The sequence below is a fragment of the Halomonas sp. KM072 genome (genome assembly GCF_050710315.1).
In the GTDB taxonomy this organism is placed as follows: Bacteria; Pseudomonadota; Gammaproteobacteria; order Pseudomonadales; family Halomonadaceae; genus Vreelandella; species Vreelandella hamiltonii.
The window spans coordinates 3,540,365-3,566,147 of record NZ_CP136132.1 but is presented as its reverse complement, the minus strand read 5'-3'; the positions used below and the strand labels follow the sequence as shown (position 1 = coordinate 3,566,147).

General features: G+C 57.6%; 32 protein-coding genes. All 32 read right to left on the bottom strand.

Translation table 11 applies throughout. The features are described from left to right. Positions 1-26: 26 nt before the first annotated feature. Positions 27-647 carry a 30S ribosomal protein S4 gene (gene rpsD, locus RVM26_RS17010; RefSeq protein WP_016915789.1) on the bottom strand — a complete coding sequence of 207 codons (621 nt, stop codon included), beginning with the start codon at positions 645-647 and terminating at the stop codon, positions 27-29. 12 nt (positions 648-659) lie between these two features. Next, positions 660-1,046 carry a 30S ribosomal protein S11 gene (rpsK, locus tag RVM26_RS17005; RefSeq protein WP_009099028.1) on the bottom strand — a complete coding sequence of 129 codons (387 nt, stop codon included), beginning with the start codon at positions 1,044-1,046 and terminating at the stop codon, positions 660-662. Between the two features lie 52 nt (positions 1,047-1,098). Next, positions 1,099-1,455 (bottom strand): 30S ribosomal protein S13, encoded by a 357-nt coding sequence (gene rpsM / locus RVM26_RS17000; RefSeq protein WP_039180640.1) that lies wholly within the window; start codon positions 1,453-1,455, stop codon positions 1,099-1,101. A gap of 121 nt (positions 1,456-1,576) precedes the next feature. Beyond that, positions 1,577-1,690, bottom strand: a complete 114-nt coding sequence (rpmJ, locus tag RVM26_RS16995) for a 50S ribosomal protein L36 (protein WP_081139244.1) — start codon at positions 1,688-1,690, stop codon at positions 1,577-1,579. 50 nt (positions 1,691-1,740) lie between these two features. Next, positions 1,741-3,072 carry a preprotein translocase subunit SecY gene (gene secY / locus RVM26_RS16990; protein WP_016915787.1) on the bottom strand — a complete coding sequence of 444 codons (1,332 nt, stop codon included), beginning with the start codon at positions 3,070-3,072 and terminating at the stop codon, positions 1,741-1,743. Continuing rightward, a complete protein-coding gene (gene rplO / locus RVM26_RS16985; RefSeq protein ID WP_016915786.1) occupies positions 3,073-3,507 on the bottom strand; it encodes a 50S ribosomal protein L15 in 435 nt (144 codons plus the stop codon). A gap of 3 nt (positions 3,508-3,510) precedes the next feature. Further along, positions 3,511-3,693: a 50S ribosomal protein L30 gene (gene rpmD / locus RVM26_RS16980; RefSeq protein ID WP_009723888.1), complete on the bottom strand. Its 183-nt coding sequence runs from the start codon at positions 3,691-3,693 to the stop codon at positions 3,511-3,513. A 6-nt stretch (positions 3,694-3,699) separates the two neighbouring features. After that, positions 3,700-4,200, bottom strand: coding sequence for a 30S ribosomal protein S5 (gene rpsE, locus RVM26_RS16975; RefSeq protein WP_016915785.1), 501 nt, complete (start codon positions 4,198-4,200; stop codon positions 3,700-3,702). 11 nt (positions 4,201-4,211) lie between these two features. Further along, positions 4,212-4,562 carry a 50S ribosomal protein L18 gene (gene rplR, locus RVM26_RS16970; RefSeq protein ID WP_008959159.1) on the bottom strand — a complete coding sequence of 117 codons (351 nt, stop codon included), beginning with the start codon at positions 4,560-4,562 and terminating at the stop codon, positions 4,212-4,214. 9 nt (positions 4,563-4,571) lie between these two features. Beyond that, on the bottom strand, positions 4,572-5,102 hold the full coding sequence (gene rplF / locus RVM26_RS16965; protein WP_016915784.1) for a 50S ribosomal protein L6: 531 nt from the start codon (positions 5,100-5,102) through the stop codon (positions 4,572-4,574). Positions 5,103-5,111: 9 nt separating this feature from the next. After that, positions 5,112-5,504 (bottom strand): 30S ribosomal protein S8, encoded by a 393-nt coding sequence (gene rpsH / locus RVM26_RS16960; RefSeq protein WP_009723892.1) that lies wholly within the window; start codon positions 5,502-5,504, stop codon positions 5,112-5,114. 32 nt (positions 5,505-5,536) lie between these two features. Further along, on the bottom strand, positions 5,537-5,842 hold the full coding sequence (gene rpsN / locus RVM26_RS16955) for a 30S ribosomal protein S14 (RefSeq protein ID WP_026001935.1): 306 nt from the start codon (positions 5,840-5,842) through the stop codon (positions 5,537-5,539). A gap of 10 nt (positions 5,843-5,852) precedes the next feature. Continuing rightward, positions 5,853-6,392, bottom strand: a complete 540-nt coding sequence (gene rplE, locus RVM26_RS16950) for a 50S ribosomal protein L5 (protein ID WP_016915781.1) — start codon at positions 6,390-6,392, stop codon at positions 5,853-5,855. A gap of 18 nt (positions 6,393-6,410) precedes the next feature. Next, positions 6,411-6,725: a 50S ribosomal protein L24 gene (rplX, locus tag RVM26_RS16945; protein WP_009723895.1), complete on the bottom strand. Its 315-nt coding sequence runs from the start codon at positions 6,723-6,725 to the stop codon at positions 6,411-6,413. A 14-nt stretch (positions 6,726-6,739) separates the two neighbouring features. After that, on the bottom strand, positions 6,740-7,111 hold the full coding sequence (rplN, locus tag RVM26_RS16940; protein ID WP_009723896.1) for a 50S ribosomal protein L14: 372 nt from the start codon (positions 7,109-7,111) through the stop codon (positions 6,740-6,742). 51 nt (positions 7,112-7,162) lie between these two features. Then, on the bottom strand, positions 7,163-7,423 hold the full coding sequence (rpsQ, locus tag RVM26_RS16935; protein WP_009723897.1) for a 30S ribosomal protein S17: 261 nt from the start codon (positions 7,421-7,423) through the stop codon (positions 7,163-7,165). 1 nt (position 7,424) lies between these two features. Continuing rightward, the gene (rpmC, locus tag RVM26_RS16930; RefSeq protein WP_016915779.1) at positions 7,425-7,616 is read right to left on the bottom strand and encodes a 50S ribosomal protein L29; all 192 of its coding nucleotides are present in this window, start codon (positions 7,614-7,616) and stop codon (positions 7,425-7,427) included. Further along, positions 7,616-8,029: a 50S ribosomal protein L16 gene (gene rplP / locus RVM26_RS16925; protein ID WP_007112000.1), complete on the bottom strand. Its 414-nt coding sequence runs from the start codon at positions 8,027-8,029 to the stop codon at positions 7,616-7,618. Before rplP ends, rpmC begins: the two co-directional genes overlap by 1 nt. 15 nt (positions 8,030-8,044) lie before the next feature. After that, positions 8,045-8,752, bottom strand: coding sequence for a 30S ribosomal protein S3 (gene rpsC, locus RVM26_RS16920; protein ID WP_016915778.1), 708 nt, complete (start codon positions 8,750-8,752; stop codon positions 8,045-8,047). An 11-nt stretch (positions 8,753-8,763) separates the two neighbouring features. Beyond that, the gene (rplV, locus tag RVM26_RS16915) at positions 8,764-9,096 is read right to left on the bottom strand and encodes a 50S ribosomal protein L22 (protein WP_010626471.1); all 333 of its coding nucleotides are present in this window, start codon (positions 9,094-9,096) and stop codon (positions 8,764-8,766) included. 18 nt (positions 9,097-9,114) lie between these two features. After that, the gene (gene rpsS / locus RVM26_RS16910) at positions 9,115-9,390 is read right to left on the bottom strand and encodes a 30S ribosomal protein S19 (protein WP_009098993.1); all 276 of its coding nucleotides are present in this window, start codon (positions 9,388-9,390) and stop codon (positions 9,115-9,117) included. A gap of 33 nt (positions 9,391-9,423) precedes the next feature. Next, positions 9,424-10,254, bottom strand: coding sequence for a 50S ribosomal protein L2 (gene rplB / locus RVM26_RS16905; protein ID WP_016915777.1), 831 nt, complete (start codon positions 10,252-10,254; stop codon positions 9,424-9,426). Positions 10,255-10,271: 17 nt separating this feature from the next. Continuing rightward, positions 10,272-10,568: a 50S ribosomal protein L23 gene (gene rplW / locus RVM26_RS16900; RefSeq protein ID WP_016915776.1), complete on the bottom strand. Its 297-nt coding sequence runs from the start codon at positions 10,566-10,568 to the stop codon at positions 10,272-10,274. Beyond that, a complete protein-coding gene (rplD, locus tag RVM26_RS16895) occupies positions 10,565-11,170 on the bottom strand; it encodes a 50S ribosomal protein L4 (RefSeq protein ID WP_096921646.1) in 606 nt (201 codons plus the stop codon). The genes rplW and rplD overlap by 4 nt, the downstream gene beginning before the upstream one ends. A gap of 15 nt (positions 11,171-11,185) precedes the next feature. Continuing rightward, positions 11,186-11,824, bottom strand: coding sequence for a 50S ribosomal protein L3 (gene rplC / locus RVM26_RS16890; protein ID WP_039180665.1), 639 nt, complete (start codon positions 11,822-11,824; stop codon positions 11,186-11,188). Between the two features lie 150 nt (positions 11,825-11,974). Continuing rightward, complete coding sequence (rpsJ, locus tag RVM26_RS16885) at positions 11,975-12,286, bottom strand: 30S ribosomal protein S10 (RefSeq protein WP_009098983.1); 312 nt, start codon at positions 12,284-12,286, stop codon at positions 11,975-11,977. A 159-nt stretch (positions 12,287-12,445) separates the two neighbouring features. Continuing rightward, positions 12,446-13,639, bottom strand: coding sequence for an elongation factor Tu (tuf, locus tag RVM26_RS16880; protein ID WP_039180669.1), 1,194 nt, complete (start codon positions 13,637-13,639; stop codon positions 12,446-12,448). 29 nt (positions 13,640-13,668) lie between these two features. Next, entirely contained in the window at positions 13,669-15,792 is a 2,124-nt protein-coding gene (gene fusA, locus RVM26_RS16875; protein WP_287808240.1) for an elongation factor G, read from the bottom strand. A gap of 167 nt (positions 15,793-15,959) precedes the next feature. Beyond that, positions 15,960-16,430, bottom strand: a complete 471-nt coding sequence (gene rpsG, locus RVM26_RS16870) for a 30S ribosomal protein S7 (RefSeq protein ID WP_016915771.1) — start codon at positions 16,428-16,430, stop codon at positions 15,960-15,962. A 141-nt stretch (positions 16,431-16,571) separates the two neighbouring features. After that, complete coding sequence (gene rpsL / locus RVM26_RS16865) at positions 16,572-16,946, bottom strand: 30S ribosomal protein S12 (protein ID WP_009098973.1); 375 nt, start codon at positions 16,944-16,946, stop codon at positions 16,572-16,574. A gap of 196 nt (positions 16,947-17,142) precedes the next feature. Further along, the gene (rpoC, locus tag RVM26_RS16860) at positions 17,143-21,357 is read right to left on the bottom strand and encodes a DNA-directed RNA polymerase subunit beta' (protein ID WP_287808237.1); all 4,215 of its coding nucleotides are present in this window, start codon (positions 21,355-21,357) and stop codon (positions 17,143-17,145) included. A gap of 10 nt (positions 21,358-21,367) precedes the next feature. After that, a complete protein-coding gene (gene rpoB / locus RVM26_RS16855) occupies positions 21,368-25,444 on the bottom strand; it encodes a DNA-directed RNA polymerase subunit beta (RefSeq protein ID WP_039180679.1) in 4,077 nt (1,358 codons plus the stop codon). Between the last annotated feature and the right edge of the window lie 339 nt (positions 25,445-25,783).

Here is a 25,783-nt window from a genome sequence, read left to right as displayed (position 1 = left end):
AGAAGCAGAAGCAACAAACAGACTGCTTACTTGGAGTACAGCTCGACGATCAGGTTTTCGTTGATGTCGGCAGTCAGGTCACCGCGTTCAGGCAGAGCCTTGAAAGTGCCTTCCATCTTCTTGGCGTCGATTTCGATCCAGGTGATATCGCCACGGTTGGCAGCAATGCTCAACGCGCTTTGGATACGAGCCTGGTTCTTCGCCTTTTCACGAACAGCTACCACGTCACCCGGCTTCACTTGGTAGGAAGCAACGTTAACGGTGCGGCCGTTGACGGAAATCGCCTTGTGGCTGACCAGCTGACGCGCTTCAGAGCGAGTCGAGCCGAAGCCCATGCGGTAGACGACGTTATCCAGTCGGGATTCAAGCAGTTGCAACAGTACTTCACCGGTCGCACCTTTCAGGCGAGCGGCTTCTTTGTAGTAGTTGCGGAACTGCTTTTCGAGTACGCCATACATACGGCGTACTTTCTGCTTCTCGCGAAGCTGCAAGCCGTAGTCGGAAAGACGCTGACGACGCTGGCCGTGTACACCCGGGATCTGCTCGGATTTACACTTTTTCTCGAAGGGAGTCACGCCACTCTTCAGGAAGAGATCGGTGCCCTCACGACGAGACAGTTTGCACTTCGGTCCAATATAACGAGCCATGAATCTGTCTCCTTAAACGCGGCGTTTCTTCGGCGGACGGCAGCCATTGTGGGGGATGGGCGTCGCGTCTACGATGCTTTGCACGCGGAAGCCGGCGGCGTTCAGTGCGCGCACGGCGGATTCACGGCCGGGACCGGGGCCCTTGACCAGCACGTCTACGTTTTTCACACCATACTCGGCTGCAGCAGTTGCTGCACGTTCGCTTGCAACTTGCGCAGCGAACGGGGTGCTCTTGCGAGAACCACGAAAACCCGAACCACCGGCTGTTGCCCAAGAGAGAGCATTGCCCTGGCGGTCTGTGATCGTCACGATCGTGTTGTTAAAAGAGGCATGGATGTGCGCGACGGCGTCCACTACCTGCTTTTTAACCTTTTTACGGTTACTACGCGGGTTAGCCATGTTGATGTCTATTCCTGTCTTAACGTCAGCTCTCGATTAAAGAGCCTGCGTGTTATTTGCGGATCGGCTTACGCGGGCCCTTACGGGTACGCGCGTTAGTCTTGGTCCGCTGACCACGCAGCGGAAGACTACGACGATGACGCAGACCACGGTAGCAGCCTAAGTCCATGAGACGCTTGATGTTAAGCGTGACATCACGACGAAGGTCGCCTTCTACGGTGTACTTACCAACTTCAGAACGCAGGGTGTCCAGCTCGTCGCCAGACAGGTCTACGATCTTGGTAGTCGGCGCGATACCGGCAGCAACACAGATGTGTTGAGCGCGAGTACGGCCAATCCCGAAGATATAGGTCAGCGAGATCGCCGCATGCTTGTTGTCCGGGATATTGACGCCTGCAATACGGGCCATCAGCTTACTCCGAAATTTGAGCGGCTTGCTCGTTTATTCATCTACAAAAGGCGCAACAGCATACCCCTTTAGGAGCCCGAAGGCAAGGGGTATGCCTGCACCCGCTTAAAACAGCCCAGGTTTAACCCTGACGCTGTTTGTGCCGCGGCTCGACACAGATGACACGTACAGCGCCATTGCGACGAATGATCTTGCAGTTACGGCACATCTTCTTTACGGAAGCTCGAACTTTCATCGTTCTTTCTCCAAAAACGGCTCGCGGCGCGCCAATTCGTTAGGGGCGCCTCAGCGCATGATGCCGCCGCTACCGTAGCCTTTCAGGTTGGACTTCTTCATCACTGAGTCATATTGATGCGACATGAGATGCGACTGCACCTGGGCCATGAAGTCCATGATGACCACTACCACGATCAGCAGCGACGTACCGCCAAAGAAGAACGGAACGTTCCATGCTACGATCAGGAACTGGGGCATCAGGGAAACCGCAGTGATATACAAGGCACCGAACAGAGTGAGACGAGTCATCACTTTGTCGATATAGCGAGCGGTCTGCTCGCCGGGGCGAATGCCCGGCAGGAAAGCGCCTGACTTTTTGAGATTGTCAGCCACATCCTTGGGGTTGAAGACCAGCGCTGTGTAAAAGAAGCAGAAGAATACCACTGCCGCAGCGAAAAGCAAGATGTAAAGCGGTTGGCCAGGGCCTAACGCCTGCGAGGCACGCTGCAACCACTCCATGCCTTCGCCAGCGCCTACCCACTGACCGATAGAGGCCGGGAAGAGTAGGATACTAGAGGCAAAGATCGCGGGAATGACGCCCGCCATGTTCACCTTCAACGGCAAGTAGCTGCTTTGACCTGCATACATCTTGTTGCCCACTTGGCGACGTGGGTAGTTCACCTTGAGGCGGCGTTGGCCACGCTCGATGAACACCACGAATGCCACGGTGGCAATACCTAGCACGGACAGCGCTAACAGCGGAAGAACATTCCAGGCCCCTTCGTTACGAGCAAGCTCGAAGGCTTGCCCCACGGCACTGGGCAGCCCAGCGACGATCCCCGCGAAGATCAGCAGCGAAATACCGTTGCCGATGCCCTTCTCGGTGATCTGCTCACCTAGCCACATCATAAACACCGCACCCGACACAAACGTGATGATGGCGGTGAAATAGAAGCTGAAGTCAGCGCTGTAAGCGATGCCTTGGCTAGCCAGACCCACGGACATGCCGGTAGCCTGGACAAAAGCCAGTAGCACCGTGCCGTAGCGGGTGTACTGGCTAATCTTGCGGCGGCCAGCCTCGCCCTCTTTCTTGAGCTGTTCAAGATGAGGGGAGACTGCAGTCATCAGCTGCATGATAATCGACGCCGAAATATAGGGCATGATGCCCAGGGCGAGGACGCTCATGCGCTCCAGGGCGCCACCCGAGAACATGTTGAACATGCCCAGGATGGTGCCCTGTTGCTCCCTGAACAAGGCAGCAAGCTGGTCAGGATTGATACCGGGAACGGGAATGTGGGCACCGATACGGTACACCACGATGGCGAGGAGCACGAAGCGCAAACGCGCCCACAGTTCACTCAGACCGCTGCCCATCGCCGGCATGTTTCCTGACTTGGCCATTTAGTCCTCTACCTTGCCGCCAGCGGCTACGATCGCTTCACGGGCACCTTTGGTGACCTTGATTCCACGAACGGTAACCGCTTTGTTCAGTTCGCCAGAAAGGATGATCTTCGCATGCAGCGTCGCATCCTTCAGCACGTTGGCTTGCTTCAGGGTTTCCATGGTGACTTCGTCACCGGCAACCTTGGCAAGTTCCGCCAGGCGTACTTCTTCAGATACCAGCGACTTGGCAGACGTGAAGCCAAACTTCGGCAAACGACGCTGCAGCGGCATCTGACCGCCTTCGAAACCAGGCTTGACGCTACCGCCACTGCGTGATTTCTGACCTTTGTGGCCACGGCCACCGGTCTTGCCCAGACCGGAACCGATACCACGACCAACGCGCTTTTCAGCGTGTTTGGAGCCCGGTGCCGGGCTCAGGGTATTGAGTTTCATGGATTACTCTCCCTCAACGCGCACAAGGTAGTTAACCTTGTGGATCATGCCGCGTACGGCAGGGGTGTCTTCCAGCTCAACCGTATGACCGATGCGACGCAGGCCCAGGCCTTTCATAGTAGCCTTGTGCTTGGGCAAAACGCCGATGGTGCTGCGGATCTGGGTAACCTTGATCGTTGCTGCCATGGTGCCTTACCCCGTGATCGCTTCGACAGACAGACCGCGCTTGGCGGCAATGTCTTCCGGTGCTTGCATGGCAGAGAGACCTTTGACAGTCGCCCGCACCACGTTAACCGGGTTGGTGGAACCGTAGCACTTGGCCAGTACATCGTGAACGCCTGCCAGTTCCAGTACGGAACGCATGGCGCCACCAGCGATGATACCAGTACCTTCGGAGGCCGGCTGCATGTACACCTTGGAAGCACCGTGACGGGCTTTTACCGGGTACTGCAGTGTGTGACCTGCAAGGTTGACCTTGACCATGTTGCGACGAGCCTGGTCCATCGCTTTCTGGATTGCGACCGGCACTTCACGCGCCTTGCCACGACCGAAACCGACACGACCTTTACCATCACCTACGACGGTCAGTGCGGTGAAGCCGAAAATACGACCACCCTTGACCACCTTGGCGACGCGGTTGACCTGCACTAACTTCTCCTGCAGATCACCGTTTTGCTGTTCGTTCTTCGCCATCGTAAAACCCTTTAGAATTCCAGGCCGCCTTCACGTGCGGCGTCGGCCAGAGCCTTGACGCGACCGTGATACTTAAAGCCAGCACGGTCGAAGGCCACCTGGGTGATGCCTGCTTCTTTAGCGCGTTCGGCAATCAGAGCGCCAACCTTGGAGGCCGCGTCTGAGTTACCGGTCGCACCCTCGCGCAGTGCTTTGTCCAGCGTAGAAGCGCTGGCCAGCACCTTGCCACCATCCGGCGAGATAATCTGCGCATAGATGTGACGCGGGGTACGGTTGACGCACAGGCGATACACGCCCAGCTCGCGGATCTTGGCGCGAGCGCGGCGGGCACGACGGAGACGAGATTCTTTCTTCGCGTTCATAACCCTGCCTTACTTCTTCTTGGCTTCTTTGCGACGCACCTGCTCGTCGGCGTAACGTACACCCTTGCCTTTGTACGGCTCAGGCGGACGGAAGGCGCGGATTTCCGCGGCGCACTGACCGAGCATCTGCTTGTCCGCGCTTTTCAGCACGATCACGGTGTTCTTCGGCGTTTCCGCTGTAACACCTTTAGGCAGTTCGTAGTCGACCGGGTGCGAGAAGCCCAGTGAAAGATTGAGCGTCTGGCCCTTAGCTTGGGCACGATAACCGACGCCAACAATTTCGAGAGTTTTTGTGAAACCCTCGGATACGCCCGTAACCAGGTTCTGAACCAAGGCGCGGGTAGTACCGGCCATTGCCCAGCTCTTGGCAGACTCACTCGGGGCGAAGGTCAGCTGGCCGTCTTCTTGACCAATCACCACGTCCTGGTGAATGGGCATAGACAGCGTGCCCTGGCCGCCTTTGGCGGTCAGCTGGCCAGCATCGATTTTGACATCAACGCCAGCAGGCACTTTAACCGGATATTTCGCTATGCGGGACATTCCAGCCTCCTAGAATACGGTGCAGATGACTTCGCCACCGACGCCAGCCTGGCGCGCGGCACGATCGGTCATGACACCATTAGAGGTGGTGACAATCGCGATACCCAGGCCATCGGCTACCTTGGGCAGGTTGTCCTTGCCCTTGTACTGACGCAGAGACGGCTTGGAAACCCGCTGAATGTGCTCGATAACCGGCTTACCCTCAAAGTACTTGAGAGTAACGGTCAGCTCGGGTTTGACGCCTTCAGCCACCGTAAAGTCGGTAATGTAGCCTTCTTCCTTTAGCACTCGGGCCACTTCGACTTTCAGTTTGGAGGACGGCATGGTAGCCGTCTCCTTGGTGGCCATCTGCGCATTGCGGATACGGGTAAACATATCCGCCAGAGTGTCTTGCATGCTCATTTAATGTGCGCTCCTGATGATTCTACGTGGCGTTACCAGCTGGACTTTTTGAGGCCAGGGACGTCGCCACGCATGGCGGCTTCACGCAGCTTGTTACGGCCGAGGCCGAACTTGTTGTAAAAGCCGTGCGGACGGCCAGTCACGCGGCAGCGGTTACGCTGACGCACCGGGCTGGAGTCGCGCGGCAGTTGCTGCAGCTTCAGCGTCGCCTCGAAACGATCTTCTTCAGAAGCGTTCACGTCCGAGATGATTTTCTTGAGCTCTGCGCGCTTAGCCGCAAACTTCTCGACTAGCTGAGTACGCTTGAGCTCACGCTCTATCATACTTTTCTTAGCCATGATCCAACCCTTATTTCTTGAACGGGAAGTTCAGTGCTGCAAGCAGCGCACGACCTTCCTCGTCGGTGTTGGCGGTAGTAGTGATAGTGACGTCCAGTCCCCGTACACGATCGACTTTATCATATTCGATCTCCGGGAAGATGATCTGCTCACGCACACCCATGGAGTAGTTGCCGCGACCGTCGAAGGACTTCGGGTTGAGACCACGGAAGTCACGCACGCGTGGGATGGCAATGTTCACCAGACGGTCCAGGAAGTCCCACATACGCTCGGAGCGCAGTGTCACTTTGATACCGATCGGCCAACCTTCGCGCACCTTGAAGCCCGCGATGGACTTGCGTGCCTTGGTCACCAGCGGCTTCTGACCGGAAAGCTTCTCCAGGTCGCCGATGGCATTGTCGATCAGCTTTTTGTCGCTGACCGCTTCGCCGATACCCATGTTCAGAGTCACTTTCGTGATCCGGGGTACCTGCATTACGTTGGCGTAGCTGAACTGCTCTTTGAGTTGAGCTACCACCTCGTTTTGATAACGTTCTTTCAAGTTCGCCATTATGCTACCCGACTCGCGTTAGGCGTCGATCTGCGTCTGCGTCGACTTGTAGATACGTACCTTGGTACCGTCTTCCTTCACCTGGAAGCCGACGCGATCCGCCTTACCGGTCTCCGAATTGAAGATGGCTACGTTGGACGCGTGAATCGGAGCCTCACGCTCGACGATACCGCCCTGATTTCCCGCCATGGGATTAGGCTTGGTGTGACGCTTGATCATATTCACACCGGACACCACGAAACGGTTTTCAAGTACCCGCTTCACAGTGCCACGCTTGCCCTTATCCTTCCCGGCGATGACGATGACTTCATCGTCACGTTTGATCTTTTGCATATCCGCCTCGCTCCTTACAGCACTTCAGGCGCTAGGGAAATGATCTTCATGAACTTCTCATTACGAAGTTCACGAGTTACCGGCCCGAAGATACGCGTGCCGATCGGCTGTTCGTTGGTGTTATTCAACAAAACCGCCGCATTTCCATCGAAACGGATCAGCGAACCGTCACTACGACGGACGCCACTACGGGTACGAACGACTACTGCCTTGAGAACCTGGCCTTTTTTGACCTTGCCACGAGGAATAGCTTCTTTGACCGTTACTTTAATGACGTCACCAACGCGGGCGTAGCGACGGTGTGAACCGCCCAGCACCTTGATGCATTGCACCCGGCGCGCTCCGCTGTTGTCGGCGACATCCAGCATTGTCTGAGTCTGAATCATCGGTTTTCTCCAAACCTAATCTGACTGCACTGGTTGAACAGACGCAAGGGATTAACCCTTGGCCTGCTCGACCACCTCGACCAGCGTCCAGGCTTTCTTCTTGGAAAGCGGACGGCACTCCTGAATGGAAACCGTATCGCCTGCCTTTGCCTGGTTCGCCTCATCATGGGCGTGCAGCTTGGTGGAGCGCTTGACGTATTTTCCGTAGATCGGGTGACGCTCACGACGCTCGATCATGACGACGATGGACTTGTCCATCTTGTCGCTGACCACCTTGCCGGTCAGCGTACGTGTTTTTTTCTCTTCGGCCATCTCAATCACCTGCCTTCTCGTTGAGCACAGTCTTAACGCGGGCGATATCCCGACGGACCTGCTTGAGCAGATGAGTCTGGCTCAGTTGGCCAGTGGCCTTCTGCATGCGCAGGTTAAACTGCTCGCGGAGGAGCTCGAGGAGCTGCTCTTGGAGCTCTCCTACGGACTTTTCACGAATTTCCTGGGCTTTCATCACATCACCGTCCGTTTCGCAAAGGTGGTGGACAGGGGCATCTTCTGGGCGGCCAGTTCAAATGCTTCACGGGCCAGCTCTTCGGATACACCTTCAATTTCATACAGGACCCGACCCGGCTGGATCTGGGCTACCCAGTACTCAACTGAACCTTTACCCTTACCCATACGAACTTCGAGCGGCTTCTTGGAAATCGGCTTGTCAGGGAAAACGCGGATCCAGATTTTACCGCCACGCTTGACGTGACGTGTGATCGCACGACGGCCAGCTTCGATCTGACGCGCAGTGATGCGGCCACGACCGGTTGCCTTGAGACCGTACTCCCCGAAGCTGATCTTGCTTCCGCGATGCGCCAGGCCACGGTTGCGGCCTTTCATCATCTTGCGGAATTTCATACGCTTGGGCTGTAACATCGACTCGCTCTCCCCTTACCTGGAACCTTTCTTCTTGGGCGCGTTGCCGGCAGGCTGTTGCTGTTGCTTGGCCTTGGCACGTACTTCCTCGATACCGCCGAGGATTTCACCCTTGAAGATCCACACTTTGACGCCGATGACGCCGTAGGTGGTGTGAGCTTCGTAAGTGGCGTAGTCGATGTCCGCACGCAGAGTGTGCAGCGGAACGCGACCTTCGCGGTACCATTCGGTACGTGCGATTTCGGCGCCACCCAGACGACCTGACAGCTGAATCTTGATGCCGCCAGCGCCAAGACGCATTGCGTTCTGTACCGCGCGCTTCATGGCACGACGGAACATGACGCGACGCTCAAGCTGACCTGCCACGTTGGCAGCAACCAGCTTGGCATCCAGCTCGGGCTTGCGAACTTCTTCGATGTTCACATGCACCGGAACGCCCATCATCTCGGTCAGATCACGACGCAGACGGTCGACATCTTCACCTTTCTTGCCAATCACGATACCCGGACGGGCAGTGTGAATGGTGATGCGGGCATTGTTCGCCGGACGCTCGATGTGAATGCGGCTTACGGAGGCGCTTTTCAGACGCTCGTCCAGGAAGCTGCGCACTTCGAGATCGTTGTTGAGCTTATCGGCATAGGCGCCGCGCTCGGCATACCAGACAGAAGCATGGTCTTTGACGATGCCCAGTCGAATGCCTGTTGGATTGACTTTCTGACCCATCTGGTCGACTCCTACTTCTCGGCTACCTTGACGGTGATGTGGCAGGTGCGCTTCAAGATACGATCCGCGCGGCCTTTGGCACGCGGCTTGATACGCTTGAGCGTCATGCCCTCATCGACGCAGATGGTCGAGACACGCAGCTCGTCGATATCCATGCCGTTATTTTCTTCCGCGTTTGCAATGGCGGACTGCAGCACTTTCTTGACTAGCTTGGCAGCCTTCTTCGGTGAGAAGGTCAGCAGGTCGAGTGCTTCGGCGACCGGTTTACCGCGCACCTGGTCAGCCACCAAACGGGCCTTCTGGGCGGATAAACGAGCGCCACGCAGCTTAGCTGTGACTTCCATCTCTCAATCCTCTCTGGCTTACCGTTTGGCTTTCTTGTCCGCCGCATGCCCGCGATAAGTGCGAGTGGCAGCGAATTCGCCCAGCTTGTGACCAACCATTTCCTCGGAGACGTGCACCGGGACGTGTTGGCGACCGTTATGGACAGCGATTGTGAGGCCTACCATGTTTGGCAGGATCATCGAACGACGCGACCAGGTCTTGATCGGTTTACGGTCGTTCTTCTCCACTGCAGCCTCTACCTTCTTCAAAAGATGAAGGTCAATGAAGGGACCTTTCTTTAGTGAACGTGGCACAGCCGTTACCTCTTAATGTCTTGGCAATTTAGATCAACGCGTCTTGTTACGACGACGTACGATCAGCTTGTCGGTGCGCTTGTTCTTACGCGTCTTGTGACCCTTGGTCGGCACGCCCCACGGAGTAACCGGGTGACGGCCACCGCTGGTGCGGCCTTCGCCACCACCGTGCGGGTGATCCACAGGGTTCATCGCGACGCCGCGAACTGTCGGACGCACGCCTCTCCAGCGCTTCGCACCGGCCTTGCCAAGTTGACGCAGGCTGTGCTCGGAGTTGCTCACTTCGCCCAGGGTCGCGCGGCACTCGGCCAGGACCTTGCGCATTTCGCCAGAGCGAAGACGCAGGGTGGCGTAGTTACCTTCACGAGCAACCAGCTGAGCGCTAGTACCGGCACTGCGAGCAATCTGCGCGCCTTTACCCGGCTTCAGTTCGATACCGTGAACGGTAGAACCGAGCGGGATGTTACGCAGCGGCAAGGCATTGCCTTTCTTGATGGGCGCGTTGACACCAGATTCCAGCACGTCACCGGCGCTGACGCCTTTCGGTGCAATGATGTAACGACGCTCGCCATCGGCATATTTCAGCAGTGCAATGTGCGCACTGCGGTTCGGGTCGTGTTCCAGACGCTCAACGGTGGCCGGAATGCCATCCTTGGTGCGCTTGAAGTCGATCAACCGATAGTGATGACGGTGACCACCGCCCACGTGGCGGGTGGTGATGCGACCGTAGTTGTTACGGCCACCGGACTTGGACTGTTTTTCCAAAAGCGGTGCATAAGCACGGCCCTTGTACAGTTCCTCACCAACGATCTTGACGACGTGGCGACGACCGGCGGATGTGGGTTTGGTCTTGACGATTGCCATTATCCGTACTCCTGCCCTTATTCGGCGCCAGAGAAGTCTTCGAGCGTTTCACCCGCAGCCAGGGTCACATACGCCTTGCGGTAACCCTTACGCAGGCCAACGCCGTGAGCAGTACGCTTGGTTTTACCCTTGACGTTCAGTACTTGAACGCCACCGACCTTCTTGCCGAACAGTGCTTCAACGGCTTTCTTGATCTCGGGCTTGGTAGCATCGGGTGCCACCTTGAAAACGTACTGGTTGCGCTCGGCTGCCATCGCGGCCTTTTCGGTCACGTGCGGTCCAAGCAGAACCTTGAATACGCGTTCCTGGTTCATGCCAGCTTCTCCTCGAATTTACGCAGGGCGGAGACGGTGACCAGGACCTTGTCAAAGGCAACCAGGCTCACCGGATCAGCTGCAGCGACATCCACCACGTCAACGTGGGGAAGGTTGCGTGCGGCCAGATAGAGCGTTTCGTCGACTTCTTCAGTGACGATCAACACTTTCTCAAGGTTGAGCTCTTTCAGCTTGGCAGCTACCTGCTTGGTCTTCGGCGCTTCTACGCTGAACTCTTCAATAGCGACTAAACGCTCTTGACGTACCAGCTCAGACAGGATGGAGCGCATCGCCGCACGGTACATCTTGCGGTTTACTTTCTGGGTGTAGTCCTGAGGACGCGCCGCGAAAGTAACACCACCACTGCGCCACAGCGGAGAGCGGATAGTACCAGCGCGCGCACGACCGGTACCCTTCTGACGCCACGGCTTCTTACCACCGCCACGCACGTCGGAACGGCTCTTTTGAGCGCGTGTACCCTGACGACCAGCTGCCAGATAGGCAGTGACGACCTGATGCACCAGCGCTTCGTTGAATTCTTTGCCAAAAGTGGCGTCGGCTACTTCAACGGTACCCGTGCCTGCAGCAAGATTCAGATTCATTGGTAATTATCCCCTTCAGCCAGCTTTCACGGCGCTGCGAACGATAACGTTGCTACCGGTCGCTCCCGGTACAGCGCCCTTGATCAGCAGCAGGTTACGCTCGGCGTCGACACGGACGATCTCAAGGCTCTGTACGGTGCAACGGGCGTTACCCATTTGACCGGCCATTTTCTTGCCCTTGAATACGCGACCAGGTGTCTGACACATGCCGATAGAACCCGGCGCACGATGCGACAGGGAGTTACCATGGCTGTTGTCTTGGGTACGGAAGTTCCAGCGCTTAACAGCACCCTGGAAGCCTTTACCCTTGGAAGTGCCAGTCACGTCGATCTTTTGACCAGCTTCGAAGAGGGATACGGTGAGTTCGCCACCCACTTCAGGAGCTTCTTCGCCTTCTGCAAGGCGGAATTCCATCAGTGAACGACCAGCCTCGACACCCGCCTTGGCAAACTGACCCGCTTGCGCTTTGGTGAGGTGCTTGGCTTTACGAGAACCAGTAGTGACCTGAACCGCTGCGTAGCCGTCAGACTCAAGCGTCTTGACGCGCGTTACACGGTTAGGATCAACTTCAATAACGGTCACGGGCACGGATGCGCCGTCTTCGGTAAAGACGCGGGTCATCCCGGCCTTGATACCGACTAAACCGATAGTCATGCTCAGTCTCCTATAGTGTACGGGGCTATCACCCGCTATGGCTGCCCTTTCCAGAGCATTCCACTAGCACATTGTGTGGCGCCTCACGGCGCGGCGGCTGCTGCTCTCGACAGATGGCGATGAGCGCTGGGCCGCAAAGTGTCTAGTGTATTAGTCGAGCTTGATTTGCACGTCTACGCCAGCGGCGAGGTCGAGCTTCATCAGCGCATCAACGGTTTTCTCGGTCGGCTCAACGATGTCGAGCACACGCTTGTGAGTGCGAATCTCATACTGATCGCGCGCGTCCTTGTTGACGTGCGGAGAAATCAGGATGGTATAGCGCTCGCGGTTGGTCGGCAGCGGGATCGGACCACGAACCTGAGCACCAGTACGCTTAGCGGTTTCAACGATTTCCGCAGTGGACTGATCGATCAGGCGATGGTCGAACGCTTTCAACCGAATGCGAATCTTTTGGTTCTGCATTTGCCCTAAACTCCAATGGATGTCGACGGCGCGAGCCGTCTACCCACGCATTCAAAGGATGCGCATTATAGGCACGCCAATCGGCCATGTCAAACATTTGCGATTGGTGCGCAGAAAAGGGGGCTCTTGCGAGCCCCCTTGCATCATCAAGCCAACAGCTTACTTGACGATCTTGGCGACGACGCCAGCACCTACGGTACGGCCACCTTCGCGGATAGCGAAGCGCAGACCTTCGTCCATGGCGATCGGAGCGATCAGGGTGATAACCATTTTGATGTTATCGCCCGGCATTACCATTTCAACGCCTTCCGGCAGTTCACAAGTACCAGTTACGTCAGTGGTACGGAAGTAGAACTGAGGACGGTAGCCCTTGAAGAAAGGCGTGTGACGACCACCTTCTTCTTTGGACAGTACGTATACTTCGGCTTCGAACGTGGTGTGCGGGTTGATGGTGCCCGGCTTGGCCAGAACCTGACCACGCTCGACGTCATCACGCTTGGTACCACGCAGCAGCGCGCCAACGTTCTCACCTGCACGACCTTCGTCGAGCAGCTTACGGAACATTTCAACGCCAGTAACGGTAGTTTTGGTGGTGTCGCGGATACCCACGATTTCCACTTCTTCACCGGCTTTAACGATACCGCGCTCTACACGACCGGTAACAACAGTACCACGGCCAGAGATAGAGAATACGTCTTCGATCGGCATCAGGAACGGCTGGTCGATAGCACGCTCCGGCTCAGGGATGTAGTCATCCAGAGCTTTGATCAGGTTGGTAACGGCGGTGGTACCCATGCCGTTCTCGTCTTCACCGTTCAGAGCCATCAGCGCAGAACCAGTGATGATCGGCGTGTCGTCACCCGGGAAGTCGTACTCGTTCAGAAGTTCACGAACTTCCATTTCGACCAGCTCGAGCAGCTCTTCATCATCGACCATGTCCGCTTTGTTCAGGAACACAACGATGAACGGAACGCCAACCTGACGAGACAGCAGGATGTGCTCGCGAGTCTGCGGCATGGGGCCGTCAGCGGCAGAACATACCAGGATAGCGCCGTCCATCTGAGCAGCACCAGTGATCATGTTCTTGACGTAGTCAGCGTGCCCCGGGCAGTCAACGTGCGCGTAGTGACGCTGCTCGGACTGGTACTCAACGTGAGAAGTCGCGATGGTGATACCACGCTCACGCTCTTCCGGTGCGTTATCGATAGTATCGAATGCACGCCAGTCGCCGCCGAAAACCTCAGCAGACACGCGGGTCAGGGCCGCTGTCAGAGTCGTTTTACCGTGGTCGACGTGACCGATGGTGCCGACGTTGACGTGCGGTTTGGAACGTTCAAATTTTTCCTTAGCCACTGCTATAACCTCTTTACGTTAGCTAACGGTTAACCGTTTTGGTTGATGACGGCTTCAACGACGCTGGAGGGCGCCTCCTCGTACTTCGCGAACTCCATAGAGTAGCTCGCACGGCCCTGGGTCTGTGAGCGCAGATCGGTTGCGTAACCGAACATCTCACCCAGTGGCACCGTTGCACGAATGACTTTACCAGAGGAAGAGTCATCCATGCCCTGCACCAGGCCGCGACGACGGTTCAGGTCGCCCATGACGTCACCCATAAAATCTTCGGGGGTCACGACTTCGACCTTCATCACCGGCTCCAGCAGCACGGCCTTGGCCTTCCGGGCACCTTCTTTCACTGCCATGGAAGAAGCAATCTTGAACGCAGTCTCGTTCGAGTCCACGTCATGGTAGGAACCATCAAACAGCGTGACTTTGACGTCGATCATCGGGTAACCGGCGATGACACCGTTTTTCAGCTGCTCGAAAGCACCCTTTTCAACCGCAGGGACGTATTCCTTGGGAACCACACCACCCACGATTTCAGAGTTGAACTTGAAGAAGATTTCTTCTTCGCCTTCACCCTTCTCTTCTGCAGTCAGCGGCTCGATGCGCAGCCAGACGTGACCGAACTGACCACGACCACCAGACTGACGAACGAACTTGCCTTCCTGCTCGACGCTGCCGCGAATGGTTTCGCGGTAGGCGACCTGCGGCTTACCGATATTGGCTTCTACCTTGAACTCGCGACGCATACGGTCAACGATGATGTCCAGGTGCAGCTCACCCATACCGGAGATGATGGTCTGACCGGTCTCTTCGTCGGTCTTGACCTGGAAGGAAGGATCTTCCTGGGCCAGTTTGCCCAGTGCGATACCCATCTTTTCCTGGTCCGCCTTGGACTTCGGCTCGACGGCAACGGAAATAACCGGCTCCGGGAACTCCATGCGCTCGAGAACGATCTTGTTGTCGATATCGCACAGGGTGTCACCGGTGGTGACATCTTTCAGGCCGATACAGGCCGCGATGTCGCCCGCGAGTACTTCCTTGATCTCTTCACGCGAGTTGGCGTGCATCTGAACGATACGGCCAACGCGCTCTTTCTTCTGCTTGACGGAGTTGTAGACGCCGTCACCAGACTTCAGAACGCCGGAGTAGACGCGAATGAAGGTCAGGGTACCTACGAAGGGGTCGGTAGCAATCTTGAACGCCAGAGCGGCGAACGGAGCGCTGTCGTCGGCAACACGAGTGGCAATGGTGCCATCCTTGTCGTCAAGCTCACCTTCGATCGCCTTGACTTCTGTCGGCGAAGGCATGTACTCGATAACACCATCCAGAACCGCCTGAACACCTTTGTTCTTGAACGCAGAACCACAGGTGACCAGAACGACTTCGTTGGCCAGTGTACGAGCACGCAGACCTGCCTTGATTTCAGCGACGCTCAGCTCGCCTTCTTCAAGGTACTTGTCCATCAGCTCTTCGGACGCTTCGGCAGCGGCTTCGACCATCTGCTCGCGGTACTCTTCAGCGGTCTCTTGCAGCTCCGCAGGAATGTCCACCAGCTCGAAGTTCATGCCCAGGCTTTCTTCGTCCCACAAGATAGCCTTCATCTCGATCAGGTCGATAACGCCCTTGAAGTCTTCTTCCGTGCCCCAGTTGATCTGGATCGGCACAGCGTTGGCACCCAGACGCTCTTTCAGCTGGTTGACAACCATGAAGAAGTCAGCGCCGGTACGGTCCATCTTGTTGACGAACACCATGCGCGGAACTTCGTATTTGTTGGCCTGACGCCATACGGTTTCGGTCTGCGGCTGAACGCCGGAGGAACCGCACAGCACAACGACCGCACCATCGAGAACACGCAGCGAACGCTCGACTTCAATGGTGAAGTCAACGTGCCCAGGGGTATCGATGATGTTGATACGGTGCTCGTCGAACTGCTGAGCCATACCCCGCCAAAAAGTGGTTACTGCAGCAGAGGTGATAGTGATCCCACGCTCTTGCTCCTGCTCCATCCAGTCAGTTGTAGACGCACCCTCATGCGTCTCACCCAACTTGTGGTTCAGACCCGTATAGAACAGTACGCGCTCGGTTGTTGTGGTTTTACCCGCATCAACGTGCGCCACGATACCGATATTACGATAGCGATTCAGTGGAGTCTTGCGTGCCACGGTGAAACTCCCGTTAGTTGGTGATGCTCGTTAATCCAGCGGTGCCATTTCTGCTTATGCTACCGCCGCCATCGACAACGATAGCGGCGGCGTGTTGCAACATGACGATAAAAACCTTTAACGCCCTGCAACCGACAGAAAAAGACACGAGCCCAGAAACGTCGAGCTTAGAAACGATAGTGAGAGAAGGCCTTGTTGGCTTCTGCCATACGGTGCACGTCTTCACGCTTCTTGACAGCAGAGCCCTTGCCTTCAGCGGCATCCAGCATTTCACCTGCCAGGCGCTGAACCATCGTTTTCTCACCGCGACGACGCGCAGCGTCTACCAGCCAGCGCATTGCCAGCGCTTGGCGGCGTGACGGACGAACTTCAACCGGCACCTGATAAGTAGCACCACCCACGCGGCGCGACTTTACTTCGACCATCGGCTGGATGGTTTCCAGCGCCTTGTCGAAGATTTCCAGCGGCTCTTCTTTACTACGCTCGGCAACCTTGTCCAACGCACCATAGACGATGCGCTCAGCTACGGACTTCTTGCCGCTGACCATCAGGTGGTTCATGAACTTCGCCAGACGCTCACTTCCGAACTTGGGATCCGGCAGGATTTCGCGTTTAGCTACAACTCTTCTTCTAGGCATGATAAGCCCTCAATTAAGGATCCTTCAGGTAAACCCGGAACCTGCTTGCGCCTTTGGCGCCGCCCGACCTTACTCTTATCAGACCATCATATTCGGTTAAAAGGTAACACCGCAGCGCTCCATGAGGCTGCGTTCAGCGCCTTAGGACTTCGGACGCTTGGTACCGTACTTGGAACGACCCTGCTTACGGTTCTGTACGCCAGAGGTGTCAAGGGCGCCACGAACGGTGTGATAACGCACACCTGGCAAATCCTTTACACGACCGCCGCGAATCAGAACAACAGAGTGCTCCTGGAGGTTGTGACCTTCACCACCGATGTAAGAAGAGACTTCGAAACCGTTGGTCAGGCGCACACGGCAAACCTTACGCAGGGCCGAGTTCGGCTTCTTGGGGGTGGTGGTGTAAACGCGCGTACAAACGCCGCGCTTTTGCGGGCATGCCTGAAGCGCAGGCACGTCACTCTTGGTGACGGGGCGCTTGCGCGGCTTGCGCACTAGCTGATTAATCGTTGCCATGGTGTTTAGCTGACTCCAATGGTTGCCTTGGCCTATTAACAAATGCAAGCAGCGGATGCGGGCGCACCCACCCCACTGTTAAAGGCTGCGCATTCTAAAGGCTGACCCTGCCTGGCGTCAAGCCCTGGCGGTGGTTTACCGCCAGGTTCTGCCATTCAGGGCCAGCCGCTCTTGGCTGCTCTTGGCCTGCCCTGGGTTACAGATCGTCGTCTGAATCCAGGGCGGTCAACTGAGCACCCAGCTCCTGCTCAACCTCGGTAGCCGAGGGGTTGAACAGACGCTCTACGTCTTCGCGCTTGCGACGACGCTCTGCGTGGTGAGTCAGACCGGTACCTGCCGGAATCAGACGTCCAACTACCACGTTTTCTTTCAGGCCACGCAGGTAATCGCGCTTGCCGGTTACCGCCGCTTCGGTCAATACGCGGGTCGTTTCCTGGAACGACGCCGCCGAAATGAACGATTCGGTGGCCAAGCTGGCCTTGGTGATACCCAGCAGCAAGCGTTGGTACTTGGCCGGGAACTTGCCTTCTTTCTCCAGACGCTCGTTCTGCTCCAGCACGCGCACCAGTTCTGCCTGGTCGCCGGTGATGAAGTCAGAGTCGCCGGAATCGGTGATCTCTACCTTGCGCAGCATCTGACGCACGATGACTTCGATGTGCTTGTCGTTGATGCCTACGCCTTGCAGACGGTATACGTCCTGTACTTCGGCAGTGATGTACTTGGCCAGCTCCGCCACACCCAGCAGGCGCAGGATGTCGTGCGGGTTGCTCGGGCCATCGGAAATCACTTCGCCCTTCTCGACGGCTTCGCCTTCGAAGACGGCGATTTGACGCCATTTCGGAATCAGCGCTTCGAACGGATCGCCAGATTCCGGGGTGATCGTCAGACGACGCTTGCCCTTGGTCTCTTTACCGAAGCTCACCACACCGCTGATTTCCGCCAGAATGGCCGACTCTTTCGGCTTACGGGCTTCGAACAGGTCGGCTACGCGCGGCAGACCCCCGGTGATGTCTTTGTTACCCGAGGCTTCTACCGGGATACGGGCAACGACTTCACCCACACCGATGGTCGAGCCGTCGTCCACGGAGATGATCGAGTTGCCGGGCAGCAGGTACTGTACCGGCGTGTTGGAACCGGACACGGACACGTACTCGCCTGCGGCGTCCTGCAGCATCACCATCGGGCGCTTGTCGCGGCCAGCCATCGGGCGGGCGGCCGACTCGATGACCTCGATGGAGGAGAGACCAGTCATTTCATCGACGCTGCGGTGCATGGTGACACCCTCGTCGAGATCGATGAACTGCGCCTTACCTTCCACTTCCGCAATGATCGGATGGGTGTGCGGGTCCCACTTGGCCACGACCGTGCCAGCGTCGACGACGTCACCGTCGCGAACCGACAGCTCGGCACCGTAAGGCAGCTTGTAGTACTCACGCTCACGACCATGATCGTCGGCGACAGCCAGGGCGCTTGAACGAGACACCACCACCAGTTTGCCGTCGGCACGCTCAACGTGCTTGATGTTGTGCAGGCGTACTTTACCGCCGTGCTTCACCTGTACGCTGTCGACCGCCGAAGAACGCGATGCTGCACCACCGATGTGGAACGTACGCATGGTCAGCTGAGTACCCGGCTCACCGATGGACTGGGCAGCGATGACACCCACCGACTCACCGATGTTGACCTGATGGCCACGCGCCAGGTCACGACCGTAGCAGGACGAACAAACGCCGTGCGCGGTGTCACAGGTAATGGTGGAGCGCACCACGATCTCGTCCACACCCATGGTGTCCAGCGAGGCACACCACTTCTCGTCGAGCAGCGTGTTGCGCGGGATCAGCACTTCTTCGGTGCTCGGATCGATGACGTCCTGCGCCACCACTCGGCCCAGTACACGCTGTGACAGCGGTACAATGATGTCGCCACCCTCGATGATCGGGTGCAGCGTCAGACCGTTCTCGGTGCCACAGTCGATTTCGGTGATCACCAGATCCTGGGCCACGTCGACCAGACGGCGAGTCAGGTAACCGGAGTTGGCCGTTTTCAGGGCCGTATCCGCCAGACCTTTACGCGCACCGTGGGTCGAGATGAAGTACTGAAGTACGTTCAGACCTTCACGGAAGTTGGCCACGATGGGGGTTTCGATGATCGAGCCATCCGGCTTGGCCATCAGACCACGCATACCCGCCAACTGACGGATCTGGGCGGCGCTACCACGGGCACCGGAATCGGCCATGATGAAGACGCTGTTGAAGGAGTCCTGCTCCACTTCATTGCCTTCACGGTCGACGACGGTCTCCTTGGAGATACCTACCATCATCGCCTTGGCCACCTTGTCGTTGGCCTTGGACCAGATATCGATAACCTTGTTGTACTTCTCGCCTGCGGTCACCAGACCGGACGAGAACTGGTCTTCGATCTCTTTGACTTCGGCTTCGGCCGCTTCGACGATATCGGTCTTTGCGTCGGGAATGACGAAGTCGTTGACACCGATCGAGGCGCCGGACCAGGTCGCCAGACGGAAGCCGGTGTACATCAGCTGGTCAGCGAAGATGACCGTGGGCTTGAGGCCCGCGCGACGATACACTTCGTTGATCAGGCTGGAGATCGCCTTCTTCTTCATCGGCTGATCGATCAGCGCGAACGGTACGCCTTCCGGCAGAATGCGGAACAGCAGGGCACGACCCACGGTGGTGTCGTACAGGCGGCGATGCTCGGAGCGCTCGCCGGTCTCTTCGTCGACGTCCACTTCATCCAGGCGCACTTTGACGCGGGCATGCAGCGAGACGGACTGAGTACCGAAGGCGCGCTCTACCTCGTTGAGGTCAGAGAACACCATGCCCTCGCCCTTGGCGTTGATCTTTTCGCGGGTCATGTAGTACAGACCCAGAACAACGTCCTGCGACGGCACGATGATCGGCTCGCCGTTGGCAGGCGACAGCACGTTGTTGGTGGCCATCATCAGCGCACGGGCTTCGAGCTGGGCTTCCAGGGTCAGCGGTACGTGGACCGCCATCTGGTCACCGTCGAAGTCGGCGTTGTAAGCCGCACACACCAGCGGGTGCAGCTGGATCGCCTTGCCTTCGATCAGCAGCGGTTCGAACGCCTGGATACCCAGACGGTGCAGGGTCGGTGCACGGTTGAGCAGTACCGGGTGTTCGCGGATGACGTCGGCCAGAATATCCCACACTTCCGGCAGTTCACGCTCGACCATCTTCTTTGCGGCTTTGATCGTGGACGCATGGCCCAGCGACTGCAGCTTGGAGTAGATGAACGGCTTGAACAGCTCGAGGGCCATCTTCTTCGGCAGACCACACTGGTGCAGACGCAGGGTCGGGCCCACGGTGATGACCGAACGGCCGGAGTAGTCGACACGCTTACCCAGCAGGTTCTGACGGAAACGGCCCTGCTTACCCTTGATCATGTCGGCAAGGGATTTCAGCGGACGCTTGTTGGAGCCAGTGATGGCACGGCCGCGACGGCCGTTGTCCAGCAGCGCATCCACCGCTTCCTGCAGCATACGCTTCTCGTTGCGCACGATGATGTCCGGCGCATTGAGGTCCAGCAGACGCTTCAGGCGGTTGTTACGGTTGATCACACGACGGTAGAGGTCGTTGAGATCGGAGGTCGCGAAGCGGCCACCGTCCAGCGGTACCAGCGGTCGCAGATCCGGCGGCAGCACGGGCAGCACTTCCATGACCATCCACGCCGGCGCATTACCGGAGTGGTAGAACGCTTCGAGCAGCTTCAGGCGCTTGGAGAGCTTCTTGATCTTGGTTTCAGAGTTGGTCTGCGGAATCTCTTCGCGCAGCGTGTTGATCTCTTCTTCCAGATCGATGTCCTTGAGCAGTTCCTGAACGGCTTCGGCACCCATGCGGGCGTCGAAGTCATCGCCGAACTCTTCCAGGGCTTCGAAGTACTGCTCGTCGTTGAGCAGCTGACCACGCTCCAGCGTGGTCATGCCCGGGTCGATGACCACGAAGCTTTCGAAGTACAGCACGCGCTCGATATCACGCAGGGTCATATCGAGGAACATGCCGATACGCGACGGCAGTGATTTCAAAAACCAGATGTGAGCGACCGGCGAGGCCAGCTCGATGTGGCCCATGCGCTCACGGCGCACGGCAGCCTTGGTGACTTCGACGCCACACTTCTCACAAATGATGCCACGGTGCTTCATGCGCTTGTACTTGCCGCACAGACACTCGTAGTCCTTGACCGGGCCAAAAATCTTGGCGCAGAACAGACCATCCCGTTCCGGCTTGAAGGTACGGTAGTTGATGGTCTCGGGCTTCTTCACCTCGCCAAACGACCAGGAGCGAATCATGTCCGGCGACGCGAGGGTAATCTTGATCGCGTCAAACTCATCGGACTGAGATTGCGATTTGAGTACTTTCACCAAATCTTTCATATGACGGCTCCTAGCTCTCTAACTCGATATCGATGCCCAGCGAGCGGATTTCCTTCACGAGTACGTTGAAGGATTCCGGCATGCCTGCCTGCATGGTGTGGTCGCCATCCACGATGTTCTTGTACATCTTGGTGCGGCCTTCGACGTCGTCCGACTTGACGGTGAGCATCTCTTGTAGCGTGTACGCAGCGCCGTAGGCTTCCAACGCCCACACTTCCATCTCACCGAAGCGCTGACCACCGAACTGCGCCTTACCACCCAGCGGCTGCTGCGTAACAAGCGAGTAAGAACCGGTAGAACGCGCGTGCATCTTATCGTCTACCAGGTGGTTGAGCTTCAGCATGTACATGTAGCCAACGGTGACCGGGCGGTCGAAGGCATCGCCGGTACGACCATCGTACAGCGCCATCTGACCGGATTCCGGAATGTCTGCCAGCTTCAGCAGGTGCTTGATCTCGTGCTCTTTGGCACCGTCAAACACCGGCGTGGCCATGGGCACACCGCCTTTGAGGTTTTTCGCCAGCGCGATGATTTCCTCATCGGTCAGCGAATCGATGTCCTCCATGCGGGTGCCAGGCGTGTTGTAGACCTGCCCCAGGAAGTCACGAATTTCCGCAACCTGCTGGCCACGCGCATCACGCAGCATGGCCTCGATCTTGACACCCAGGCCACGTGCCGCCATGCCCAGGTGGGTTTCCAGGATCTGACCGACGTTCATGCGCGACGGTACACCCAGCGGGTTCAGTACCACGTCCACCGGCTCGCCCTTCTCGTCGAACGGCATGTCTTCGATGGGCATGATCGCAGAGATAACACCCTTGTTACCGTGACGACCGGCCATCTTGTCGCCTGGCTGGATGCGACGCTTGACCGCCATGTAGACCTTGACGATTTTCAGCACGCCCGGCGCGAGGTCGTCGCCCTGGGTCAGCTTGCGTTTCTTGTCTTCGAAACGCTCGTCCATCTCTTTACGGCGGTTTTCGAGCTGCTCATCGGCCTGGGCCAGCAGTTCGTTGTAGGCTTCGTCCTGCATGCGCAGCTTGAACCACTGCTGACGGGGCAGTTCGTCCAGGTACGTCTCGCTCAGCACGTCGCCTTTTTTCAGGTTCGGGCCACCGTTGACGGCCTGACCTTCCAGGGTGCGTTTCAGACGCTCGAACGTCGCGTCTTCGGCGATCCGGTAGGTCTCCTGCAGGTCCTTGCGTACTTCGTCCAGCTGCATCTGCTCGATGGAGAGCGCACGGGAGTCCTTCTCGACGCCGTCACGGGTGAACACCTGAACGTCGATGACCGTACCCTTCATGCCGGTGGGGGCGCGCAGGGAGGTGTCTTTCACGTCAGAGGCTTTCTCACCGAAGATGGCGCGCAGCAGCTTCTCTTCCGGTGTCAGCTGGGTTTCACCTTTCGGCGTTACCTTACCCACCAGAATGTCACCGGGGCCGACTTCAGCGCCGATGTACACAACGCCCGCTTCGTCCAGTTTACCCAGTGCGGATTCACCGACGTTGGGAATATCAGAGGTAATCTCTTCCGGCCCTAACTTGGTGTCACGCGACACACAGGTCAGTTCCTGAATGTGAATCGTGGTGAAGCGATCTTCCTGAACGACACGCTCGGAGAGCAGGATGGAGTCTTCGAAGTTGTAACCGTTCCAGGGCATGAACGCGATGCGCATGTTCTGGCCCAGGGCCAGATCACCCATGTCGACAGACGGACCGTCGGCCAGAATATCGCCGCGTGCCACGCTGTCGCCAGGCCGCACAATGGGGCGCTGGTTCATACAGGTGTTCTGGTTGGAGCGGGTGTACTTGGTCAGGTTGTAGATGTCGACGCCGGCTTCACCGCCGATGATTTCATCTTCGTTGACCCGCACCACCACACGACGCGCATCCACGGAGTCGATGACGCCGCCACGGCGCGCCACGGCACAAACGCCGGAGTCACGGGCAACGAAACGCTCCATGCCGGTACCGACCAGCGGCTTGTCGGCACGCAGGGTCGGAACGGCCTGACGCTGCATGTTCGCACCCATCAAGGCGCGGTTGGCGTCATCGTGCTCCAGGAACGGGATCAGAGCCGCTGCGACCGATACAACCTGACGCGGAGACACGTCCATCAGCGTCACTTGCTCAGGACGCATGAAGGTGGTTTCGCCGCGGTGGCGTACCTGCACCAGGTCATCGATCAGCTTGCCGGACTCGTCTACCGCCGCCGACGCCTGGGCGATAACGAAGTCGCCCTCCTCGATCGCCGACAGGTGAACGATGTCGTCGGTGACCTGACAGGCATTCACTTTGCGGTACGGCGTTTCCAGGAAGCCATAGCTGTTGGTATGGCTGTAGGTGGCCAGCGAGTTGATCAGACCGATGTTCGGGCCTTCCGGCGTTTCGATCGGGCACAGACGACCGTAGTGCGTGGCGTGTACGTCACGTACTTCGAAGCCTGCACGCTCACGGGTCAGACCGCCCGGACCGAGTGCCGATACACGACGCTTGTGAGTCACCTCGGAAAGCGGGTTGTTCTGGTCCATGAACTGGGACAGCTGGCTGGAACCGAAGAACTCTTTCACCGCCGCCGCCACGGGCTTGGCGTTGATCAAGTCCTGGGGCATCAAGCCTTCGCTCTCCGCCATGGACAGACGCTCTTTCACCGCACGCTCGACGCGCACCAGACCTACACGGAACTGGTTCTCGGCCATTTCGCCAACGCAGCGGATACGACGGTTGCCCAGGTGGTCGATATCGTCGACGTCACCAAAACCGTTACGGATGTTGATCAGCTCGCGCAGCACATCGAGGATGTCCTTGCGGTCCAATACACCGGAGCCCACGTCGGAGTCACGACGCAGACGACGGTTGAACTTCATCCGGCCCACGCCCGACAGGTCGTAGCGGTCTTCGGTGAAGAACAGGTTGTGGAACAGCGTTTCGGCGGCTTCCTTGGTGGGCGGCTCGCCAGGACGCATCATGCGGTAGATTTCGACCAGCGCTTCCAGCTGCGAGCTGGTGGTGTCCAGCTTCAGCGTGTCGGAAACGAAGGAACCGCAGTCCAGGTCATTGGTGTAGAGCGTTTCGATCAGGGTAATGCCGCCCTGAGCCATGCGCTCCAGCACTTCTGGGGTAATTTCGGTGTTGCACGGGCAGATCAGCTCGCCCGTCTTGGTGTCGATCTGATCTTTGGCCAGCGTCTTGCCGAACAGGTACTCCATCGGCACTTCCAGACGCTCCAGACCCGCTTTTTCCAACTGGCGGATGTGCTTCTGGGTGATCCGACGGCCTTCTTCGACAATCAGCTCACCATCGGCATCCTTGATGTCGAAGGTGGCGGTTTCACCGCGCAGGCGCGACGGAACCAGCTCCACGGAGAAGCCAGACTTTTCGATATGGAAGGTACTGGTTTCGAAAAACTCGTCGAGGATCTCTTCGGTGCTCATGCCCAGCGCGCGCATCAGCACGGAAGCCGGCAGCTTGCGACGACGGTCGATACGCACGAAGACGTTGTCTTTCGGGTCGAACTCGAAGTCGAGCCATGAGCCACGGTAAGGAATCACGCGAGCAGAGTAGAGCAGCTTGCCGGAAGAGTGGCTCTTGCCCTTGTCATGATCGAAGAACACACCGGGTGAGCGGTGGAGCTGGGAAACGATTACCCGCTCGGTACCGTTGATGACGAAGGTACCGTTCTCGGTCATCAGGGGGATTTCCCCCATGTAGACTTCCTGCTCTTTGATATCCTTGATAGCCTTGTTCGAGGAGTCGCGATCATAGATGATCAAGCGAACCTTGACGCGCAGCGGGGCGGAGTAGGTCACGCCACGCAGCTGACACTCCTTCACATCGAACGCCGGCGTACCGAAGCGATAGCTGACATATTCCAGCGCAGCGTTACCCGAGAAGCTCTCGATCGGGAACACGGACTTGAATGCCGCGTGCAGACCCACTTCGTGCCGCTCATCAGGCGAACGATCCTGCTGGAGAAAGTCGTAGTAGGAATCAAGCTGGATGGCCAGCAAGTAAGGCACATCCATCACTTGGGGCAGTTTGCCGAAATCCTTGCGGATGCGTTTTTTCTCAGTATATGAGTAAGCCATCTGTATTCCCCAGCTTGTTCACCATGGGTGACCGATGCGTGGTCATCTGCCCGCGGGCGTTTCAGACGCAGACAGCAAGCTCCTCAATCGGTAGCTCGCCGTCAAAAATCTTGATAGATAACAGTGTTACGGTAGTGCTGTCCGCGCTTCGTTGTTGCCTGCCGACACGCTCACGCTTTACAACTGACGCATTACAACAACGTACGCTTCACAACAACGGTCCTGCTATTGTGCTGCTTTTTACCGCAGCGGCTCTGTCGTTTCGCTGCACGGCAGCATATTACAACAGAAAAAGGCCGGCAGCGGGATAGCCCGCCGCCAGCCGTGGAAGCTTACGCA

Excerpts from the sequence above, each read along its gene's own strand:
- rpsD (WP_016915789.1), bottom strand. The coding sequence starts at position 647 with ATGGCTCGTTATATTGGACCGAAGTGCAAACTGTCTCGTCGTGAGGGC.
- rpsK (WP_009099028.1), bottom strand. The coding sequence starts at position 1,046 with ATGGCTAACCCGCGTAGTAACCGTAAAAAGGTTAAAAAGCAGGTAGTG.
- rpsM (WP_039180640.1), bottom strand. The coding sequence starts at position 1,455 with ATGGCCCGTATTGCAGGCGTCAATATCCCGGACAACAAGCATGCGGCG.
- rpmJ (WP_081139244.1), bottom strand. The coding sequence starts at position 1,690 with ATGAAAGTTCGAGCTTCCGTAAAGAAGATGTGCCGTAACTGCAAGATC.
- secY (WP_016915787.1), bottom strand. The coding sequence starts at position 3,072 with ATGGCCAAGTCAGGAAACATGCCGGCGATGGGCAGCGGTCTGAGTGAA.
- rplO (WP_016915786.1), bottom strand. The coding sequence starts at position 3,507 with ATGAAACTCAATACCCTGAGCCCGGCACCGGGCTCCAAACACGCTGAA.
- rpmD (WP_009723888.1), bottom strand. The coding sequence starts at position 3,693 with ATGGCAGCAACGATCAAGGTTACCCAGATCCGCAGCACCATCGGCGTT.
- rpsE (WP_016915785.1), bottom strand. The coding sequence starts at position 4,200 with ATGGCGAAGAACGAACAGCAAAACGGTGATCTGCAGGAGAAGTTAGTG.
- rplR (WP_008959159.1), bottom strand. The coding sequence starts at position 4,562 with ATGAACGCGAAGAAAGAATCTCGTCTCCGTCGTGCCCGCCGCGCTCGC.
- rplF (WP_016915784.1), bottom strand. The coding sequence starts at position 5,102 with ATGTCCCGCATAGCGAAATATCCGGTTAAAGTGCCTGCTGGCGTTGAT.
- rpsH (WP_009723892.1), bottom strand. The coding sequence starts at position 5,504 with ATGAGCATGCAAGACACTCTGGCGGATATGTTTACCCGTATCCGCAAT.
- rpsN (WP_026001935.1), bottom strand. The coding sequence starts at position 5,842 with ATGGCTAAGAAAAGTATGATAGAGCGTGAGCTCAAGCGTACTCAGCTA.
- rplE (WP_016915781.1), bottom strand. The coding sequence starts at position 6,392 with ATGGCGAACTTGAAAGAACGTTATCAAAACGAGGTGGTAGCTCAACTC.
- rplX (WP_009723895.1), bottom strand. The coding sequence starts at position 6,725 with ATGCAAAAGATCAAACGTGACGATGAAGTCATCGTCATCGCCGGGAAG.
- rplN (WP_009723896.1), bottom strand. The coding sequence starts at position 7,111 with ATGATTCAGACTCAGACAATGCTGGATGTCGCCGACAACAGCGGAGCG.
- rpsQ (WP_009723897.1), bottom strand. The coding sequence starts at position 7,423 with ATGGCCGAAGAGAAAAAAACACGTACGCTGACCGGCAAGGTGGTCAGC.
- rpmC (WP_016915779.1), bottom strand. The coding sequence starts at position 7,616 with ATGAAAGCCCAGGAAATTCGTGAAAAGTCCGTAGGAGAGCTCCAAGAG.
- rplP (WP_007112000.1), bottom strand. The coding sequence starts at position 8,029 with ATGTTACAGCCCAAGCGTATGAAATTCCGCAAGATGATGAAAGGCCGC.
- rpsC (WP_016915778.1), bottom strand. The coding sequence starts at position 8,752 with ATGGGTCAGAAAGTCAATCCAACAGGCATTCGACTGGGCATCGTCAAA.
- rplV (WP_010626471.1), bottom strand. The coding sequence starts at position 9,096 with ATGGAAGTCACAGCTAAGCTGCGTGGCGCTCGTTTATCCGCCCAGAAG.
- rplB (WP_016915777.1), bottom strand. The coding sequence starts at position 10,254 with ATGGCAATCGTCAAGACCAAACCCACATCCGCCGGTCGTCGCCACGTC.
- rplW (WP_016915776.1), bottom strand. The coding sequence starts at position 10,568 with ATGAACCAGGAACGCGTATTCAAGGTTCTGCTTGGACCGCACGTGACC.
- rplD (WP_096921646.1), bottom strand. The coding sequence starts at position 11,170 with ATGAATCTGAATCTTGCTGCAGGCACGGGTACCGTTGAAGTAGCCGAC.
- rplC (WP_039180665.1), bottom strand. The coding sequence starts at position 11,824 with ATGACTATCGGTTTAGTCGGTATCAAGGCCGGGATGACCCGCGTCTTT.
- rpsJ (WP_009098983.1), bottom strand. The coding sequence starts at position 12,286 with ATGCAGAACCAAAAGATTCGCATTCGGTTGAAAGCGTTCGACCATCGC.
- rpsG (WP_016915771.1), bottom strand. The coding sequence starts at position 16,430 with ATGCCTAGAAGAAGAGTTGTAGCTAAACGCGAAATCCTGCCGGATCCC.
- rpsL (WP_009098973.1), bottom strand. The coding sequence starts at position 16,946 with ATGGCAACGATTAATCAGCTAGTGCGCAAGCCGCGCAAGCGCCCCGTC.
- rpoC (WP_287808237.1), bottom strand. The coding sequence starts at position 21,357 with ATGAAAGATTTGGTGAAAGTACTCAAATCGCAATCTCAGTCCGATGAG.
- rpoB (WP_039180679.1), bottom strand. The coding sequence starts at position 25,444 with ATGGCTTACTCATATACTGAGAAAAAACGCATCCGCAAGGATTTCGGC.